This window comes from Corynebacterium tuberculostearicum (genome assembly GCF_016894265.1).
Taxonomy (GTDB): domain Bacteria; phylum Actinomycetota; class Actinomycetes; order Mycobacteriales; family Mycobacteriaceae; genus Corynebacterium; species Corynebacterium tuberculostearicum_D.
The window spans coordinates 77,968-95,062 of sequence record NZ_CP069791.1 but is presented as its reverse complement, the minus strand read 5'-3'; the positions used below and the strand labels follow the sequence as shown (position 1 = coordinate 95,062).

Below are 17,095 nucleotides of genomic sequence, written 5' to 3'. Positions count from 1 at the left end.
GTCATGAAGATCATGGGCATCGAGTCCTCCTGCGATGAAACCGGCGTGGGCATCGTCGATCTGCGCGAGGACGGTCACATGGACATCATCGCTAACGCCGTTGCTTCCTCCATGGAGCAGCACGCGCGTTTCGGTGGCGTCGTCCCGGAAATCGCCTCCCGTGCCCACCTTGAGGCCATGCCGCAGGTGATGCAGTCGGCGCTGAATGAGGCGGGCATCGAAAAGCCGGATGCCATCGCCGCCACCGTGGGGCCGGGTCTAGCCGGTGCTTTGCTGGTGGGAGCCTCGGCCGCCAAGGCCTATGCCGCGGCTTGGGGTGTGCCTTTCTACGGCGTCAATCACCTAGGTGGCCACGTTGCTGTGGCCAACCTGGAAGGCGAAGAGCTGCCGCACTCGGTGGCCCTCTTGGTCTCGGGCGGGCATACGCAGCTGTTGGAAGTAGAGGCCGTCGGCAAGCCCATGCGCGAGCTTGGCTCTACGCTTGACGACGCCGCCGGTGAAGCCTACGACAAAGTCTCCCGCCTCCTCGGTTTGGGCTACCCGGGCGGCCCGGTGATCGATAAGCTCGCTGCCCGCGGCGAAGCCACCATCGATTTCCCGCGCGGCATGTCTCGCGCCGAGGATCTGCGCGGCCCGCACCGCCACGACTTCTCCTTCTCCGGGCTCAAGACTTCCGTAGCCCGCTACGTGGAGCGCGCCGAAAAGGCAGGGGAGATCATCAGCGTGGAAGATGTCTGCGCCAGCTTCCAAGAAGCCGTGGCCGATGTCCTGACAGCCAAGGCCGTGCGTGCCTGCGAGGACACCGGCGCCCGGGTGCTGCTATTGGGAGGCGGCGTGGCCGCTAATTCCCGCCTGCGCGAGCTGGCCGCCGAGCGCTGCGCCGCCGCTGGAGTAGAGCTGCGCGTTCCGCGCTTTTCCCTGTGCACCGATAACGGCGTGATGATCGCGGCCATCGGCGCGCAACTCATCCACGAAGGCGCCCAGCCCTCTGGCCTCGGCGTAGGCACCGATACCCAGCTGGATGTAGAAGAGCCGCAGTTAACCTAAAGTTCTTCTCGCTCGCGCTGCAGGCGGGGCAGGGGGCCGGTACTCTAAAGAGCGTTCATGCCCTCTTGGCTTTCTGAAGGAGCTTTCTCTCATGACCGTCGGTTTCCTTGTCAACCCTGATCTCACCCGCCGCAAGCTCGAGTTCGAGCTGGAGCACGCCAACCAGTTCCTGGGCGGCACCACCGAGGACCGCGTCTCCGTTGTTTTCCAGGAAGACGGCACCACCTACGCCGCGCTCTACAATCCCGAAGCCAAGGCCGAAGGCGCCGAGCCGAACCCGGTAGCCTCCCTGGCGCGCAACGCGGCTGCCACCGGCAATGCCGCCTTCCTGCAGGACCCCATCCGCTCCATCTGCGGCCCGGTCATTTTCGTTGACGCCGAGGGCGAAGACACCACTATCGATGCCGTCATCGAATCCGTGGAACAGGGCATTCGCGCAGTGAAGAACTACCGCGAAGACAATCCGGACGAGTACACCCTCTGGCGCGCGGCCGTTATCAACTCCGATAAGAGCCTTTAAGCCAAGCCCTCACAGGTAGGGTTCAAGCGCTTTTCGCGCGCCCGTAATACGGTGTTCACATTCTTATGGTGTTCTAGGGAGCCGTACCGCTTCTTCTAAGACTCCAAAGGTGAAAACTGTATGCTCCGTTCGTCGCGTTTCGTCGCCTCCTTCGCCACCGCCCTCGCCGTGGGTGGCGCTGCCGCCGTCGTGCCCGCCACCCCGGCGCTGGCCGCTGACTCGCCCATCTACCGCACCATCCTGCAGCCGGGCGAGGATGAATCCCAGGTCATGGTCACCTGGCGCACGAAGTCCAAGGCAGACGAGGTCCTCGAGATCACCGGCCCAGAAGGCACCACCACCTTCCAGGCCGACGAGCGCGATTATGGCGCATTGCTGTACAAGTCCCAGTTCGCCACCGCTACCAACCTGCAGCCGGATACCGAGTACTCCTACCGCGTCGGCTCCGAAGAAGGCGGCTGGTCCGAGCCAGAGACCTTCAACACTGGCTCCAATGGCGATGACTGGTCCTTCCTTACCGTCGCTGACCCGCAGATCGGCGTGGACCTCAAGGTGGATGACCAGGCTGAACAGTGGCGCAAGACCATCGGCCACGCGGCCTCCCACGTGCCGAATGCCAGCATGATCTGGTCGCTGGGTGACCAGGTGGAGGGTTGGGGTGCGCAGGTACCGCAGTACGATGCATACTTCTCCGCCCCGGAGATTCGTCACATCCCCACCAACACGGTCCCGGGCAATCACGAGACTTATAACCTCACCATGAAGCATCATGATGAGCATTTCTCCAACCCGCACCAGGCGGACGATATCCGCGACCACTACTTCGAACGCAATAACGTGCTCTTCATCGGCCTAGACTCCAATGCTTCTTCCGACGCCGATATCGCCCGCCACGAGCAGTTCCTGCGCGAGGCCATCGAATCCCGCGGCGCGGATAATGACTGGATCGTCGTTGGTATGCACCACGGCCCGTACTCCCAGGGCTCGCATCACTTTGATAAGGACGTCACCAACCTGCGCGAGAAGCTCACCCCGGTGCTGTCTGAACTCAATGTCGATGCCGTGCTCTCCGGCCACGACCACATCTACACCCGCAGCCACTTGATGAAGAACAATAAGCCGGTCCTGCCGGAAGAAAAACCGCAGCGCGGCGACGTTCTCGAGCCCAAGGATGGCGAGGCGCTGTACCTGACCACCACCACCGCGGGCGGCGGCAAGTACTACGACTTCACCGACGTGAATAACAAAAAGCACAAGGGCGCGCGCATGGAGACCATCGATCCAAAGCTTGCCCACGAATCCACCGCCATGTGGCGCCAGGACTACACCGAGGACTACATGCGCGTGGACGTCTCCGATAACAAGCTCACCTTTACCACCTTCAACGAAGGCGATAACACGCTGGTGGACAAGGTTTCCCTCAAGAAGAAGGACCGCGGGGCTGCGCCTGCCGACGACGCCACCAACCCCGCCGACTCCACCGAGTCCACCGACCCAGACACCCCAGAGGCGCCTAAGGATCCGGAGGGCGGCAGCTCCCTGAGTTCCAGCGATATTTTCGGCGGGCTCAGCTCGAAGAAGTAACTAGCATCGCGCCTGGGTGTGGCGGGTGTGGCTAGCGCTCCGTATGGCGCAGCCACGCCAATACGGCCTTGACCCGCCGGTTGGAATCCTCGGGCCGAAACCCGAGCTTCATAAACACATTGGAGACATGCTTGCTTACCGCTCCGGCGGTAAGAACGAGCGTGTCTTCAATTTCTTTATTGCTCAATCCTTGAGCCATCAGCCCCAGCACCTCCCGCTCGCGGGTGGTGAGCTGGGCTAAACCAGTACGCCGCGCCGACAGTAACGCTGTGACCACCTCGGGGTCCACCACGGTGCCGCCGCGGGCGACCTCGTCTAGCGTGCGCACGAATTCTTCCACGTCAGAAACGCGTTCCTTAAGCAGATACCCGAATCCGCCGTGTTCCAAGAGACGGTCGAGGTAGCTTGCCGCTACGTATTGGCTCAACACCACCACCGGTTGGGTGGGATTGGCCGCTCGCAGGTCGTGCACGGCGCGCAGGCCATCGTCGGTCATGGACGGTGGCATGCGCACATCGCTGATAATCAGGTCAAAATCTTCCTGCCGGGCAATAGCGCGCAGTTCTTCGGCATCCGCGGCCGCCGTAACGCTATGCCCCAAGGCGCTAAGTAGCTGCTCGAGCCCCGCGCGCAGCAGCGCGGAATCTTCCGCCAGTAGTAGTTTCATTCCGCCTCCTTTAGCGGTAATTCGACCTGCAGCCGGCCACCGAGTTCACCCGCAGCCGCGTCATGAGCTGCGGCAAAGCTCACCGTGCCGCCCAGTGCGGCGGCGCGTTCGCGCAGCCCGGCGAGACCGGTGCCCGTCCCAGCTAGCTCCTTGTCCGTGGGGTCGAGGTCAGCTCCGGGGCCGGGGCAGGGACCCGTGCCATTATCAACGATGCCTAGGCGCAACGTCTGCCCGAAAGCAACCGTTACTATCGCCTGGGTAGCCGCGCCGTGCTTGGAAGCATTAGTAAGCGCCTCGGCCACCGCGTGGTAAGCCAGCAGGGCAGTGGTTTCATCCACTGAGCGTTCGGCGCCTTCGACGTGTAGTTCGGTCTCCAGCCCGGAGTGGGCGAGGAGTTCGTCGAGGGCGGGGATTAATCCGGCGTCGAAAAGCACCTGCGGGGCAATGCCGCGCACCGTCGCCCGCAGGGAGGCCAAGGCCAATGAGGCATTATGTTCCGCATCGGCCAGGGCCGGTTGTGCCTCGGGAGGGGCCTGCAATTTCGCCGCGGCCAAGTTGAGCTTGAGCGCGGTGAGGTACTGCTGTGGACCATCGTGCAGTTCGCGCTCGATGCGGCGGCGCTCGCCGGAGAAGGCATCGATAAGCGTGGAACGCGAGGCCGCCAACTCCTCGGCCGAAGGGCTCAACGCCAGCCGGGTTAGCGAGGTAGAGGCCAAGACCAACAAGCGGTTGAGCCCCACCAATAAAGCCACCAGCAACGCCGCGGTGAGCCAGCAGGTAAAGAAAATCAGCGGCCGGTTGGAGGTAGACCACTCGCCAAAGGAGAATTCGGTCTTTGGCACGAATGGCGCAATGACCAGCACACCCGCTGTAAAGCCCAAGGCTGTCCACGCGGCAAAGCAGGCAGCCGAAAGCAATAGCTGCACAATAAGGTGATAAAATTGCTGCCAATCAAACCAGCGGCCCGCACGCCGGGGTGGGATCTCCACGCCCATCCACTGCGCACCCAACCGGCCGACAAATTCCGCGGCGCGTCCCACCAACGGAATCCACGGCAGCATCAGCACCGAAACCACCAACGCCGGGATAAATAGCGCGCCAAGGACGAGGCTCCACGCGCAGGCTTTGAGGGTTCGCATAACCCATGAGCCTAGCCGCCTTACCCAGTGAGGGGCAGTAGAGCTAGCTCTACCATTTTCTGGGCGGCCCACTCCATGTCTTTCTTCTGCGCGGCCGAGTGGAATCAAAGGCATGTTAAAAGCAGATAACCTCAGCAAGCGCTACGGCCGCCGCACCGTGCTCAATCGCGTGAATGTGTCCATCGCCCCAGGCGAATTCGTCGCCATCATGGGGCCTTCCGGCAGCGGGAAAACCACGCTGTTGAACCTGCTATCCGGGCTAGATAAGCCCACCTCCGGCCGAGTCAACGCGCCGGGGCGCAAGCAGCGTGCATTTGTATTCCAAGACTATAATCTCCTGGAATCCCTCAACGCGCAGCGCAATGCCACCTTGACCGCGCGCTTTTCCGGCCGGCGCCCTACACGCGGCCAGGTGGCAGAGGTCTTTGATTCGCTTGGCCTTGCTGGTTTAGAGCGCCGCCTACCCGCACAGCTTTCTGGCGGGCAGCAGCAACGCGTGGCCGTCGCCCGGGCACTGCTGGCTCAGGCGCCCTATATCTTCGCTGACGAGCCTACGGGCGCGCTTGACGACGCCACCGCATCCACCGTCCTTTCCCACCTGCGCGCCGCCGCCCGCGATGGCGCCAGTGTGGTCATGGTGACTCACTCTCACCTCGCCGCTGAGGCGGCCGACCGGATCATTTCCTTAGAGGAGGTGGCCCATGCTGGTGTGGCTTAAGGACTTACAGTCCAATTGGCTATCGTGGCTGGCCGTGGCGCTGACCCTGGTGGTGTCTTCCACCTCGTGCACCCTGGCGCTGGCCATGCTGGTGGCTTCCTCCGGGGCCGAAGAAGACCCCGCCGGCCCGCTGGGTGGCACGGTGTTGGGAATGGCCCTGTGCGTGGTGGTATTGGTGACGCTATCGCAGATGCGCCTTATCATTGCCGAGCGCGAGCCGGTCTACCGCTCCTGGCGCATGGTGGGCATGCCCGGCTGGATGATCCTCGCTTTTATCCTGGGCCAAGTCGCAGTGGTCAGCGCGGGCGCCGGGCTACTCGGCGTGCTGCCTGCCCGCCCGCTGCTTGCCCCGTGCGTGCGCGCCCTGCGCAGCGATGGCATCCCCATGCCGGACATTGACATCACCGGCCAGGTCGTAGTCATTGCGGTAGCCGTCTGCACGTCCGCGGCGCTAGTCGGTGCGCTGCCTCCGCTGCGCCGCGTATTCCGGCCGCGCGCCGCCGCACACCCGGCGTGGCTCACGGTGAAATTCCTGCTTGCAGCCGCGGCCATTGGCGGCACAACATACGGGTGCCTGCAGATTGATGACCCTGGAGACCTGCTCTCGGCCGAGATGGGCTTGGTCATCCTCGTCGCTCTCGTCTTACCTTGGCTCATGCCCGGTATCGACCAATGGACCCGTCCGGCCGGTATCGCTGGGGCCAACGTGCGCGTGCGTCGGTACTTTTCCACCCCACACATCGTGCCGTGGGTGCTCATCGGCGGCTTTATTGTCGCCGTCGGCTCGGGCCTGCGCTTTGCAAACGACGCAGGCGCCGGCGGCACCTTGTCCTCGTGGCAGGTCTTCGTCGCCCTTTTAGGGCCTGTCTTTGCTCCCAGCATCGTGGGCGCTGTGCTTACCTCGCTGCTGATGCACGGGCGCATCGCGGCCGATATCCGCGGCCTTACCCTAGCCGGCGCCACCCCCTCGGCCTGGGCCCGCGTGCAAGTGGGGGAGGCGGCGTGCCTCACCCTGACCGCGGCCGGCGTGGTCTGGGCGCTGTGCTTGGCGACGCTCCTCCCACTCCACCACCTGCTCACCCCGCAGGCTTCCTTTGGCCGAACGCTGATAGAGGAGTTGTGGTGGCCGTCCTTCGCCGTAATCTTTGGTGCCATGTTTATCGCACTGGGCGTCGTCAAGCTGGCGCTTGCCGGATTCGTGCGCGCCGGGCAACGGGAGCGCTGAGGGGATCGCTGAGGGCGTAAAAATGTGGGCCGAGCCATTGTTGAGGGTTAGCAGTCACGAGGGTAGAGTGCTAATCAGGTTGTTTGACCCACAGTTGTTCACCCGCGACGACGGCTGTGCTGGACATCCACAACCGGCACGCGCGCGCCATACCGGTGCGCATACGAACACTACGGAGGAAACATCATGGCAAACATCAAGCCTCTCGAGGACCGCGTCCTCGTACAGATCGTAGAAGCTGAAACCACCACCGCTTCCGGCCTGGTCATCCCAGATTCCGCCAAGGAAAAGCCACAGGAAGCCACCGTCGTTGCAGTAGGCCCAGGCCGCACCAACGACAAGGGTGAGGCCACCCCGGTAGGCGTCAACGAAGGCGATACCGTGGTCTTTTCCAAGTACGGCGGCACCGAGCTGAAGTACAACGGCGAGGAGTACCTGCTGCTGTCCTCCCGTGACCTGCTCGCCGTCATCGAGAAGTAGGCCCACTTATGGCAAAGCTCATTGCATTCGACCAAGAAGCCCGCGAGGGAATCCAGCGCGGCGTCGATACGCTGGCTGATGCCGTCAAGGTCACCCTCGGCCCGCGCGGCCGCAACGTCGTGCTGTCCAAGGCCTTCGGTGGCCCCACCGTCACCAATGACGGCGTGACCATCGCCCGCGATATCGACATCGAGGAGCCCTTCGAAAACCTCGGCGCGCAGCTGGTCAAGTCCGTTGCTGTCAAGACTAATGACACCGCAGGTGACGGCACCACCACCGCTACCTTGCTGGCCCAGGCGCTCATCTTCGAAGGCCTGCGCAACGTCGCGGCCGGCGCCAACCCAGTCGAGCTTAACCGCGGCATCGCAGCAGCGGCCGAAAAGGCCGTCGAGGAGCTCAAGGCCCGCGCCACCGCGGTCAACTCCTCCTCTGAAATCGCGCAGGTAGCTACCGTCTCCTCCCGCGACCCGGAGGTTGGCGAGATGGTTGCCGGTGCCATGGACAAGGTGGGCAAGGACGGTGTGGTCACCGTCGAGGAATCCCAGACCATCGACTCCGCAGTTGACGTCACCGAGGGCATTTCCTTTGACAAGGGCTACCTTTCCCCGTACTTCGCTACGGAAGAAGAGACCTACCACGCCGTGCTGGACGACGCCGCAGTATTGCTCGTCCGCAACAAGATCTCCTCCCTGCCGGACTTCCTGCCGCTGCTGGAGAAGATCGCCGAGACCAACCGCCCGACCCTCATCATTGCGGAAGACGTCGAGGGCGAGCCGCTGCAGGCGCTCGTCGTCAACTCCATCCGCAAGGTGCTCAAGGTCGCTGCCGTTAAGGCCCCGTACTTTGGCGAGCGCCGCAAGGGATTCATGGATGACCTGGCCGTCGTTACCGGTGCCACCGTCATCGACCCAGAGGTGGGCGTCAACCTCAACGAGGCTGGCCTCGACGTGCTCGGTTCCGCTCGCCGCGTGACCATCACCAAGGATGACACCGTCATCGTCGATGGCGGCGGCACCGCTGAAGCAGTAGAGGAGCGCCGCGAGCATATTCGCCGCGACATCGAGCGCACCGATTCCACCTGGGATAAGGAAAAGCTCGAGGAGCGCCTGGCTAAGCTCTCCGGCGGCGTGGCCGTCATCCGCGTCGGTGCGGCTACCGAGACCGAGGTCAACGAGCGCAAGCTGCGCGTCGAAGACGCCATCAACGCGGCCCGCGCGGCCGTCGAAGAGGGCGTCATCGCCGGCGGCGGCTCCGTGCTGGTCCAGATTTCCAAGGAACTCGAGTCCTTCGCCGAGGGCTTTGAGGGTGAGGCTAAGGTCGGCGTTCTCGCCGTCGCCCGCGCCCTGACCCGCCCGGCGTTCTGGATCGCCGAAAACGCTGGCCTCGACGGCGCCGTCGTCGTCTCCCGCGTCGCCGAGATGTCCAACGGTGAGGGCTTCAACGCCAATACTCTCGAGTACGGCAACCTCATTGATAACGGCATTATCGACCCGGTGAAGGTCACCCACTCCGCCGTGGTCAACGCCACCTCCGTGGCCCGCATGGTTCTTACCACCGAGGCCTCCGTGGTGGAAAAGCCACAGGAAGAACAGCCTGCTGACGCCGGCCACGGCCACCAGCACTAAACCTTCCCAACATCGCCCGCCCCGCTTGCCGCGCGGCGGGTTTTGTTGTGCCTAGACTAGGCCCGTGGAATACATCAAGGTCACCGGCGCACGCGAAAACAACCTGCGCGATATCTCTCTGTCCATCCCCAAGCGCCAGTTCACCGTCTTTACCGGTGTATCCGGCTCCGGCAAATCCTCCCTGGTCTTCGACACCATTGCAGCGGAGTCCCAGCGGCTTATCAACGAGACCTATCCCGGCTTCGTGCAGGGGTTTATGCCTGCGTTGGCCCGGCCGGACGTCGATAAGCTAGAGCATCTTACGGCCGCCATCGTGGTGGGCCAGGAGCCCATGGCAGCCTCCTCGCGCTCCACCTTTGGCACCGCCACCGATATCACTGCCATGTTGCGCGTGCTGTACTCGCGTATGGCCACCCCGCGCGCCGGCGGCCCGGCGGCCTACTCCTTTAATGTGCCCTCCGCTTCCGGCCAGGGCGCCATCGAGGTCAACGGCACCAAGGAGGTGCGCCGTTTCGAGCGCACCGGCGGCATGTGCCCCGAATGCGAGGGCACCGGCCGCGTCTCCGATATTGATCTGTCGTGCCTAGTCGATGAGGAGCTTTCGCTTGCCGACGGCGCCATTATCTACCCCGGCATGAAGCCCGACTCTTGGATGTGGCGTGCCTACGCCGAATCCGGCCTCTACCCGGCCGACATTCCCGTCCGCGAGTTTACGGCTGAGCAAAAAGAGGCCCTCTACTATACCGAGACCAAAACCAAGGTCGGCGGGGTCAACATGAGCTACATGGGCCTGGCCACGCGCCTGCGCAAAAACGTGCTCAGCAAACCGGTAGAAAGCCTGCAAAAGCACATGCGGGCCTTTGTCGAGCGCGCCGTCGTCTTCGTCGCCTGCCCCGACTGCCATGGCACGCGCCTGGCCCGACACGCCCGCGAATCCTATATCGAGGACGCTTCCATCGCGGACCTGTGCGAGATGGAGCTTACTGACCTGCGCGGCTGGCTCGTGGACGTTTCCCTGCCGGCCGCGCAGCCCCTGCTCGATTCCATTGCCGCGGCCGTGGACAATGCCATCGAGCTCGGCCTGGGCTACCTCACCCTCGCCCGCGCGGCCGGTACGCTTTCTGGCGGCGAGGCCCAGCGCACCCGCATGGTTCGCCACTTGGGCTCCGCGCTTTCCGACGTCACCTATGTCTTCGACGAGCCCACCGCCGGCCTGCACCCGAGCGACTGCGAGCGTATTAATAGCCTCTTGCTGCGGCTGCGCGATAAGGGCAATACCGTGCTCGTGGTAGAGCACAATCCTTCTAACATCGTGGCGGCCGATAACGTGGTGGATCTTGGCCCTGGCGCCGGCCGGGACGGCGGCCGCATTACCTTCAGCGGCACCCCCGCCCAGCTGCGCGCGGCCGATACCACCACGGCCCGGCATATGTCGGGGCCCGTTACGTTAAAGGACAACGTGCGTACACCTACCGGGACTTTCGCGGTCCGCGGCGCCCAACGCAATAACCTGCGCGGAATCGACGTCGATTTTCCCGAAGGCGTCTTGATCGTCATCACCGGCGTCGCCGGTTCCGGCAAATCCTCGCTCACGGCCGAGATCCCGGCCGCGGTAGGGGAGCGCTTGCTCAGCATCGGCCAAGCCCCCATCAAAGGCTCGCGCCGCTCCAATCCCGCGACCTACACCGGCGCTCTCGACCCCATCCGCAAGACCTTCGCCAAAGCCAATGGCGTAAAGCCCGCCCTCTTTTCCGCCAATTCCGAAGGCGCGTGCCCCAAGTGCAACGGTGCGGGCGTGGTCTACGTGGAGCTGGGCGTGATGAGCGGGGTAGACGTCACGTGCGAGATCTGCCAAGGCCGCCGCTTTTCGGCCGATGTGCTGGCCTATACCTTGGGCGGGCGCACCATTGCGGATGTCTTCGAGCTCTCGGCCGCCCAAGCCGCGGATTTCCTGCGGGAGGTCAAAGTCCCGGCCGCGGCGAAAATCTGCGATACCTTGTGCACCGTCGGCCTGGGGTATCTCACCCTAGGCCAGCCGCTGTCCACCTTGTCCGGCGGCGAGCGCCAGCGCCTCAAGCTCGCAGCGCACCTGAGCGATAAGAAGTCCACCGCTGATGTACTGGTTCTCGATGAGCCCACGACCGGCCTGCACCCGGCAGATACCGCCCGGATTCTGACGCTGCTGGATGAGCTGGTGGACTCCGGGCACACCGTCATCTGCATCGACCACAATCTGGCCGTTCTCGCGCATGCGGATCACGCCATCGACTTGGGCCCCGGCGCCGGTTCGGCCGGCGGCCAGCTGGTCTTTAGCGGCACCCCGGCCGACCTAGCCGAGCAGCAAGACTCGGTGACGGGGCGCTTTCTTGCCGACGCCCTCGTCTCCCCCTAACCTTCTGCCTTAAGCGTTGACCGGCGCGGCGGCGCGGCGGCGCTGGCGCAGCGCAACGACGCGCTCGGATTCGCTCATTCCGCCCCAGACGCCGTAGGGCTCGGCGGATTGCAGGGCATGCTCGCGGCACAGATCAATGACCGGGCAGGAATTGCAGATGGCCTTGGCGCGGTTCTCGCGCTGGGCGCGGGCACGGCCACGCTCGCCATCTGGGTGATAAAACACGTCCGAGTTTTCTCCGCGGCAGGCGCCTTGTAGCTGCCAATCCCACAGGTCAGCGGTGGGACCGGGAAGCAAATGAGGCTGAGACACGTTACTTAGCTCCTTTGTAAGGGCGAGAATTCTTGTGTTGCTTCCGCAGCGTTACGGAAAGCAACCTCACGTAGTGTTTCGCGCGTGGGTTAACGATGGGTTACCTATTTTTGACTTTTAGGTATTCTTCCCTTGATCTCCCCTCCGGTACCACGGTTTACCAGCGGAAACGACAAAGGTTAACGGTTTGTGAATTTTCTTCCGCTCGGGTTGCGCACGCGCTGGGGCCGCGCGTTGCCTTTGCATAATCTTCCCGTGTGCCAATATGGTTAGTTACCGGTCTAAAACATGTCAGAGGGTGCATACGTGAGTGATAAGGAACAGGAGCTAGCGGATCTCGTCCCGCATGCCGTCGACGGCAGCCGTCGAGCGCTGCAAAAAGTCCTGCGGCTCATTCACCCGCAGGTGCTGCGCTACTGCCGCGCCCGCATCGGTGGCGGCCGTCAACCCACCGCGGAGGATGTAGCCCAAGAGATCTGTCTTGCAGTGGCCACCTCTATTGGCTCCTACGAGGACAAGGGCCGTCCGTTTATGGCCTATGTCTACGGCATTGCGTTCAACAAGGTCACCGATGCCCACCGCGCCATGGGGCGCGATAAGTCCACCCCTACCGAAGAAATTCCAGAAGACTCCGCGCGTGACGCCACCCCTGAAGAGTGGGCATTGGAGGCCGACGGTAGTAACAGAATGCGCGCCTTGCTCGATACGTTAAGTGACAAGGCGAAAAACATCGTTATTCTGCGCGTGTTCAACGGTTTGTCGGCAGAAGAAACCGCGGAAATTGTGGGTTCCACCCCAGGTGCGGTTCGTGTCGCACAACACCGAGCACTCGCTCAATTGCGAAAGACCCTCCAAGCCGCCCAGGAAACTGCGCGCTAAGGGCCTAGCGGCCGACTCTTACAGCAGATATTTCATATCAGAAAGGAAGGGGGAGAGACACCATCATGGCACCGAAGCATCACGGCGATAATGACGGCCTTGCAGACCAGCTCCAGCCCTTGGTAGATGATGATGCATTCCTCACCGAGCTTTCGAAGGGGACTAACCCTTCCGACAGCCAGGACGACCTGGCGGAGCTGCTGCTGGAGTTAAAGGGGGACGTCGATAAGCAGATGCCTCCAGCCCCGCTGGTAGAAGGCGCCGACGCTGAGCCTGAGGTCATCGACCTAGGCCAGGCCCGCAAGCGCCGCCGCGGCGGCCCGTTCGTACATGGACTCATCGGTGCGGCGGCCGCAACCCTAGTTATCGCTGGAGCCGGTGGTGCGATGTTGCACGCCGGAACCCTTGATAAGGGCGATAAGACCCGCAACGTGGAGCTGGCCGGCACGTTGGAAGAGATGGAATCTCGCGCGGCCGAAGGCGATATTGAAGGCGCTCGCGAACTGATGAAGGACGCCCGCGCCAAGCTGGATGAGGCCGAAGGCAAAGAAGAAAAGGCCATCGCCGCCAACCGCGAGGCGGAACAAAAGCGCTCTGCGCAACCGAAGCCCACCCCGCACACCGTGACGGAGACCACCACCGAAACCGTTGCGGAAGAGGCTTCGCAACCGGAACAGCAGCCGGAGCAGGTCACCGTGACCGAAACTCAATACGCCACCGAAACCGTGGTGGTCACGGAACAAGGACAGCCAAACCCGCAGCCCAACCCCAACGTTGAGGACGCGCCGACGACCACCATCGAGTTGGGTCAGCAGCAGTAGAAGCTAGCGGCCCTCTAGGCCATCCAAGTAACCCAAGGCGTAGTCCCAAGGCACGTAGCGGGAGGGATCTGGCTCGGCTCCTGGCTCATGCACCGGTGCTAGCTCGCCTTCAAGGGTGGCGCGCATATTGGCGGCCATAATGTCCCACTCATAAAAGTGGTTTTCCTGGCAATCCTCGCACAAGAAGAAGATGCCGTCGATGCCGCGCGGGCCGAGGATGGACGCAAATTTCTGCACCAGCGCGAGGTCGTGAATGATGGCGATCCGGTCGTCGTCGGTAAGCGGCATGACCTGCTCGTCCTCCTCCAGGAAGGAGGCGGGGTCATTCGGATCATCGGCGAAAGGATCGCGGGGCATATTGGCGAAGAAGTTCACGCCTGCGAGCCTATTGAACTTACCCTCCCGAGGCAATTTACCCCCTGCCCAAATGGTGTCGTCGGCCGGCAACGCACTACAGTTGGGTTAGCCGCTAAACCTGTTAAGGAGAGACCTCGATGAGCGAGAACCGTATTCATACTGGTGGAGATGACCCGAACAAGGTAGCCCTGCGCGGCCTGACCTTTGATGATGTGCTCCTTTTGCCCGCCGAATCCAATATCGTGCCCTCCGAGGTCGATACTGGCGCGCAATTTACCCGCAATATCCGCCTCGGCGTTCCGCTTGCCTCGGCCGCCATGGATACCGTGACTGAGGCCCGCATGGCCATTGCCATGGCCCGCCAGGGTGGTATCGGCGTGCTGCACCGCAACCTGTCCACCGAGGACCAGGCCGAGCAGGTAGAGATTGTGAAGCGCTCCGAGTCCGGCATGGTCACCGACCCCATCACTGCCCGCCCGGATATGACCATCGGGGAAGTAGACGCGTTGTGCGCCCGCTTCCGCATCTCTGGCCTGCCGGTGGTAGACGAGGATGGCACCCTGGTGGGCATTTGCACCAACCGCGATATGCGCTTCGAGCCTGACTTTGACCGCAAGGTCAGCGAGGTCATGACGGCCATGCCTCTCGTCGTTGCGCGCGAGGGCGTATCCAAGAAGGAAGCCCTCGAACTGCTCTCGGCCAATAAGGTGGAAAAGCTGCCCATCGTCGATGCGAACAATAAGCTCACCGGTCTGATTACCGTCAAGGACTTTGTCAAGACCGAGCAGTACCCTAACGCGTCCAAGGACTCGGCCGGGCGACTGTTGGTTGCGGCCGGCATCGGTACCGGCGAAGAGTCCTACCAGCGCGCCGCCGCGCTTGTCGACGCCGGCGTGGACGCCCTCGTCGTCGACTCCGCCCACGCCCACAACAACCGCGTGCTGGAAATGGTCTCCCGCGTGCAGAAGGATTTCGGCTCCAAGGTCGATGTCATCGGCGGTAACCTCGCCACCCGCGAGGCCGCCCAGGCAATGATCGATGCCGGCGCCGACGCTATCAAGGTCGGCATCGGCCCGGGCTCCATTTGCACCACCCGCGTCGTCGCCGGTGTGGGCGCGCCGCAGATTACGGCCCTGATGGAGGCCGCCGCAGTAGCTGGCCCGGCCGGTGTGCCGGTTATCGGCGATGGTGGCATGCAGTACTCCGGCGACGTCGCCAAGGCCCTGGCGGCCGGCGCCGATACCGTCATGCTGGGCTCCATGTTTGCCGGCACCACCGAAGCCCCCGGCGATATCGTGGTCTACCAGGGCAAGCAGTACAAGCGCTACCGCGGCATGGGCTCCATGGGCGCCATGCAGGGCCGTGGCCTCTCTGGTGAGAAGCGTTCCTATTCCAAGGACCGCTACTTCCAGGCCGATGTCCGCAGCGAAGACAAGCTGGTTCCGGAAGGCGTCGAGGGTCGCGTGCCCTTCCGTGGCGATATCGATGCCATCGTGCACCAGATTATTGGCGGTCTGCGCGCTTCCATGGGCTATACGGGCTCCGCCACCCTGGCCGAGCTAAAGACCAAGCGCTTCGTCCAAATTACCGCCGCGGGCCTGAAGGAATCCCACCCGCACCACCTGCAGCAAATCGCAGAAGCACCAAACTACCGCTAGGAATATCATGCGTGAATACGCCGAAATTGGCATCGGCCGCGAGGCCCGCCGCACCTTTGATCTAGAGCAACTATCCATCGTGCCGCAGCGCCGCACCCGTTCCTCCAAGGACGTGGACACCACCTGGCACATCGACGCCTATACCTTCGACATCCCCTTCGTGTCCCACCCCACCGATGCGCTCGCCACCCCTGAGTTCATCATCGAGATGGGCAAGCAAGGTGGCCTCGGCGTCATCAATGCCGAGGGCCTGTGGGGCCGCCACAAGGACCTCGAGGGAGCTTTAGCCCGCATTTACTCGCAGCCGGGTGATAACTCCATCATCCAAGAATTGCACGCTGCACCGCTTGACGACGCCCTCCTTACCGAACGCATCTCCCAAGTCCGCGACTCCGGAGTTACCGTCGCTGTGCGCGTTTCTCCGCAGAATGCGCGAGAGATGGCCCCAAAGGTCATCGCGGCCGGTGCAGAATTGCTATTTATCCAGGGCACCTTGGTGTCGGCCGAGCACGTGGCTACCGGCGGTGAACCGCTGAACCTCAAGGAGTTCATTGGCTCCCTTGACGTTCCCGTCATCGCCGGCGGAGTTACCGACTACACCACTGCGCTACACCTGATGCGCACCGGTGCGGCCGGCGTCATCGTTGGCGCAGGCGTGACCACTAACGCCGAGACCGTAGGCATCGACTCGGCCATGGGCACCGCGATTGCCGACGCCGCCGCAGCCCGCCGCGACTACCTCGACGAGACCGGCGGCCGCTATGTACACATCATCGCCGATACCGAGTTTGAAAACTCCGGCAATATTGCCAAGGCTTTTGCCTGCGGCGCTGACGGTGTTGCTCTCGGCCCACTGCTTGCCCAGGCCCGCGAGGCCGGCGGCAAGGGCTGGTACTGGCCTGCCACGGCCGGCCACCCGCGTTTCCCACGCGGCTTCGTTCAGTTCTCCGGGGCCGATACCGACTTGGACGTCGATTTCCTCACCACCGGTACCCCGGCCGAAGCCACAGAAGAATCGGCCGCCCCGTCGCTGGAAACCGTGCTGCACGGTCCCTCCAGCGAGCCCTTTGGCCGCACCAACCTGGTCGGCGCGCTGCGCCGTTCCATGGCCAAGTGTGGCTACACCGACCTGAAGTCCTTCCAGAAGGTCGAACTCGCCGTTCGCTACTAATCCGCGCGAGAGTCCTGACGCGGCTGTGCCTTCTTGGCGCAGCCGCGTTTCTTTGTCTCAGGGCTTCCTTCGTCGCCGAACAGATACCAGTTGGCGAGGTAGGAGAGTGGTTTAGGAAACCAATTGCCAGCCGCCCTCACGCCTCCACGTGGTCTTGTCCGTCGTTGGCCGCCATTGCCCTGAGTTGTGGACTGGGCACACGCGTACTCCCGAGGGATTGAGCTCTACAACCTTCTCTTCGCCGCTCGCGCGTAGAACCACCGAATTTTGCGCTACTTCTGGATGCCCCACGCGCTCTGCCTGCTGCGTGCCGCACAATGGAACCCACTCATCCCACTCGCTTCCAAAGATTTCCGCGGCCGGAAGTGTTACCTGTTGCGGGCCTTGTTCATCCAGCGCAGACGCCACCTCGGCCGTAGTTGGGGTGGCGTCACAACCGCACAACAACAGGCTCGCGGCGAGCACAATAGCCAAGCGCTTCATAAGCTATCAGTTTAGTG

General features: G+C 63.1%; 17 protein-coding genes. 12 read left to right on the top strand and 5 right to left on the bottom strand.

The features are described 5' to 3' along the window. Positions 1-3: 3 nt before the first annotated feature. The 3 genes from tsaD to I6J28_RS00485 all read left to right on the top strand — a co-directional run bounded on the left by tsaD (position 4) and on the right by I6J28_RS00485 (position 3,151). The gene (gene tsaD / locus I6J28_RS00495) at positions 4-1,047 is read left to right on the top strand and encodes a tRNA (adenosine(37)-N6)-threonylcarbamoyltransferase complex transferase subunit TsaD (protein ID WP_204610182.1); all 1,044 of its coding nucleotides are present in this window, start codon (positions 4-6) and stop codon (positions 1,045-1,047) included. 91 nt (positions 1,048-1,138) lie between these two features. Continuing rightward, a complete protein-coding gene (locus tag I6J28_RS00490; RefSeq protein ID WP_204610180.1) occupies positions 1,139-1,567 on the top strand; it encodes a hypothetical protein in 429 nt (142 codons plus the stop codon). Between the two features lie 120 nt (positions 1,568-1,687). Continuing rightward, positions 1,688-3,151, top strand: coding sequence for a purple acid phosphatase family protein (locus I6J28_RS00485; RefSeq protein WP_204610179.1), 1,464 nt, complete (start codon positions 1,688-1,690; stop codon positions 3,149-3,151). A 31-nt stretch (positions 3,152-3,182) separates the two neighbouring features. On the opposite strand, the gene I6J28_RS00480 is transcribed toward I6J28_RS00485, so the two are convergent. After that, the gene (locus I6J28_RS00480; RefSeq protein WP_204610178.1) at positions 3,183-3,818 is read right to left on the bottom strand and encodes a response regulator; all 636 of its coding nucleotides are present in this window, start codon (positions 3,816-3,818) and stop codon (positions 3,183-3,185) included. Next, complete coding sequence (locus tag I6J28_RS00475) at positions 3,815-4,957, bottom strand: sensor histidine kinase (RefSeq protein WP_204610177.1); 1,143 nt, start codon at positions 4,955-4,957, stop codon at positions 3,815-3,817. Before I6J28_RS00475 ends, I6J28_RS00480 begins: the two co-directional genes overlap by 4 nt. 112 nt (positions 4,958-5,069) lie before the next feature. On the opposite strand from I6J28_RS00475, the gene I6J28_RS00470 reads away from it, so the two are divergent. The 5 genes from I6J28_RS00470 (at position 5,070) to I6J28_RS00450 (ending at position 11,397) form a co-directional block, all read left to right on the top strand. Further along, on the top strand, positions 5,070-5,675 hold the full coding sequence (locus I6J28_RS00470) for an ABC transporter ATP-binding protein (protein WP_204610176.1): 606 nt from the start codon (positions 5,070-5,072) through the stop codon (positions 5,673-5,675). Further along, entirely contained in the window at positions 5,659-6,900 is a 1,242-nt protein-coding gene (locus I6J28_RS00465) for an FtsX-like permease family protein (protein WP_204610175.1), read from the top strand. The genes I6J28_RS00470 and I6J28_RS00465 overlap by 17 nt, the downstream gene beginning before the upstream one ends. A 186-nt stretch (positions 6,901-7,086) precedes the next feature. Then, positions 7,087-7,380: a co-chaperone GroES gene (gene groES, locus I6J28_RS00460; RefSeq protein ID WP_204610153.1), complete on the top strand. Its 294-nt coding sequence runs from the start codon at positions 7,087-7,089 to the stop codon at positions 7,378-7,380. A gap of 8 nt (positions 7,381-7,388) precedes the next feature. Beyond that, entirely contained in the window at positions 7,389-9,005 is a 1,617-nt protein-coding gene (gene groL / locus I6J28_RS00455) for a chaperonin GroEL (RefSeq protein ID WP_204610151.1), read from the top strand. A 64-nt stretch (positions 9,006-9,069) separates the two neighbouring features. Then, the gene (locus I6J28_RS00450; RefSeq protein WP_204610149.1) at positions 9,070-11,397 is read left to right on the top strand and encodes an AAA family ATPase; all 2,328 of its coding nucleotides are present in this window, start codon (positions 9,070-9,072) and stop codon (positions 11,395-11,397) included. A gap of 9 nt (positions 11,398-11,406) precedes the next feature. Here the strand turns inward: I6J28_RS00450 and I6J28_RS00445 are convergent, their stop codons facing one another. After that, positions 11,407-11,709 carry a WhiB family transcriptional regulator gene (locus I6J28_RS00445; RefSeq protein WP_005326832.1) on the bottom strand — a complete coding sequence of 101 codons (303 nt, stop codon included), beginning with the start codon at positions 11,707-11,709 and terminating at the stop codon, positions 11,407-11,409. Positions 11,710-12,015: 306 nt separating this feature from the next. Between I6J28_RS00445 and I6J28_RS00440 the strand changes: the two genes are divergently transcribed. Further along, a complete protein-coding gene (locus I6J28_RS00440; RefSeq protein WP_204610147.1) occupies positions 12,016-12,588 on the top strand; it encodes a sigma-70 family RNA polymerase sigma factor in 573 nt (190 codons plus the stop codon). A 65-nt stretch (positions 12,589-12,653) separates the two neighbouring features. Next, positions 12,654-13,409 carry a hypothetical protein gene (locus tag I6J28_RS00435; RefSeq protein WP_204610145.1) on the top strand — a complete coding sequence of 252 codons (756 nt, stop codon included), beginning with the start codon at positions 12,654-12,656 and terminating at the stop codon, positions 13,407-13,409. A 3-nt stretch (positions 13,410-13,412) separates the two neighbouring features. Here the strand turns inward: I6J28_RS00435 and I6J28_RS00430 are convergent, their stop codons facing one another. Further along, positions 13,413-13,784: a DUF5319 domain-containing protein gene (locus tag I6J28_RS00430; RefSeq protein WP_005326826.1), complete on the bottom strand. Its 372-nt coding sequence runs from the start codon at positions 13,782-13,784 to the stop codon at positions 13,413-13,415. A 119-nt stretch (positions 13,785-13,903) separates the two neighbouring features. Here I6J28_RS00430 and guaB point away from each other — a divergent pair, with 119 nt between their 5' ends. After that, complete coding sequence (guaB, locus tag I6J28_RS00425; RefSeq protein ID WP_204610143.1) at positions 13,904-15,424, top strand: IMP dehydrogenase; 1,521 nt, start codon at positions 13,904-13,906, stop codon at positions 15,422-15,424. A 7-nt stretch (positions 15,425-15,431) separates the two neighbouring features. Next, on the top strand, positions 15,432-16,595 hold the full coding sequence (locus I6J28_RS00420) for a GuaB3 family IMP dehydrogenase-related protein (RefSeq protein WP_005322688.1): 1,164 nt from the start codon (positions 15,432-15,434) through the stop codon (positions 16,593-16,595). A gap of 111 nt (positions 16,596-16,706) precedes the next feature. On the opposite strand, the gene I6J28_RS00415 is transcribed toward I6J28_RS00420, so the two are convergent. Next, entirely contained in the window at positions 16,707-17,078 is a 372-nt protein-coding gene (locus I6J28_RS00415; RefSeq protein ID WP_204610142.1) for a hypothetical protein, read from the bottom strand. Positions 17,079-17,095: the final 17 nt, after the last annotated feature.

Excerpts from the sequence above, each read along its gene's own strand:
- groL (WP_204610151.1), top strand. The coding sequence starts at position 7,389 with ATGGCAAAGCTCATTGCATTCGACCAAGAAGCCCGCGAGGGAATCCAG.
- groES (WP_204610153.1), top strand. The coding sequence starts at position 7,087 with ATGGCAAACATCAAGCCTCTCGAGGACCGCGTCCTCGTACAGATCGTA.
- tsaD (WP_204610182.1), top strand. The coding sequence starts at position 4 with ATGAAGATCATGGGCATCGAGTCCTCCTGCGATGAAACCGGCGTGGGC.
- I6J28_RS00465 (WP_204610175.1), top strand. The coding sequence starts at position 5,659 with ATGCTGGTGTGGCTTAAGGACTTACAGTCCAATTGGCTATCGTGGCTG.
- I6J28_RS00420 (WP_005322688.1), top strand. The coding sequence starts at position 15,432 with ATGCGTGAATACGCCGAAATTGGCATCGGCCGCGAGGCCCGCCGCACC.
- I6J28_RS00480 (WP_204610178.1), bottom strand. The coding sequence starts at position 3,818 with ATGAAACTACTACTGGCGGAAGATTCCGCGCTGCTGCGCGCGGGGCTC.
- I6J28_RS00435 (WP_204610145.1), top strand. The coding sequence starts at position 12,654 with ATGGCACCGAAGCATCACGGCGATAATGACGGCCTTGCAGACCAGCTC.
- I6J28_RS00490 (WP_204610180.1), top strand. The coding sequence starts at position 1,139 with ATGACCGTCGGTTTCCTTGTCAACCCTGATCTCACCCGCCGCAAGCTC.
- guaB (WP_204610143.1), top strand. The coding sequence starts at position 13,904 with ATGAGCGAGAACCGTATTCATACTGGTGGAGATGACCCGAACAAGGTA.
- I6J28_RS00475 (WP_204610177.1), bottom strand. The coding sequence starts at position 4,957 with ATGCGAACCCTCAAAGCCTGCGCGTGGAGCCTCGTCCTTGGCGCGCTA.
- I6J28_RS00470 (WP_204610176.1), top strand. The coding sequence starts at position 5,070 with ATGTTAAAAGCAGATAACCTCAGCAAGCGCTACGGCCGCCGCACCGTG.
- I6J28_RS00485 (WP_204610179.1), top strand. The coding sequence starts at position 1,688 with ATGCTCCGTTCGTCGCGTTTCGTCGCCTCCTTCGCCACCGCCCTCGCC.
- I6J28_RS00415 (WP_204610142.1), bottom strand. The coding sequence starts at position 17,078 with ATGAAGCGCTTGGCTATTGTGCTCGCCGCGAGCCTGTTGTTGTGCGGT.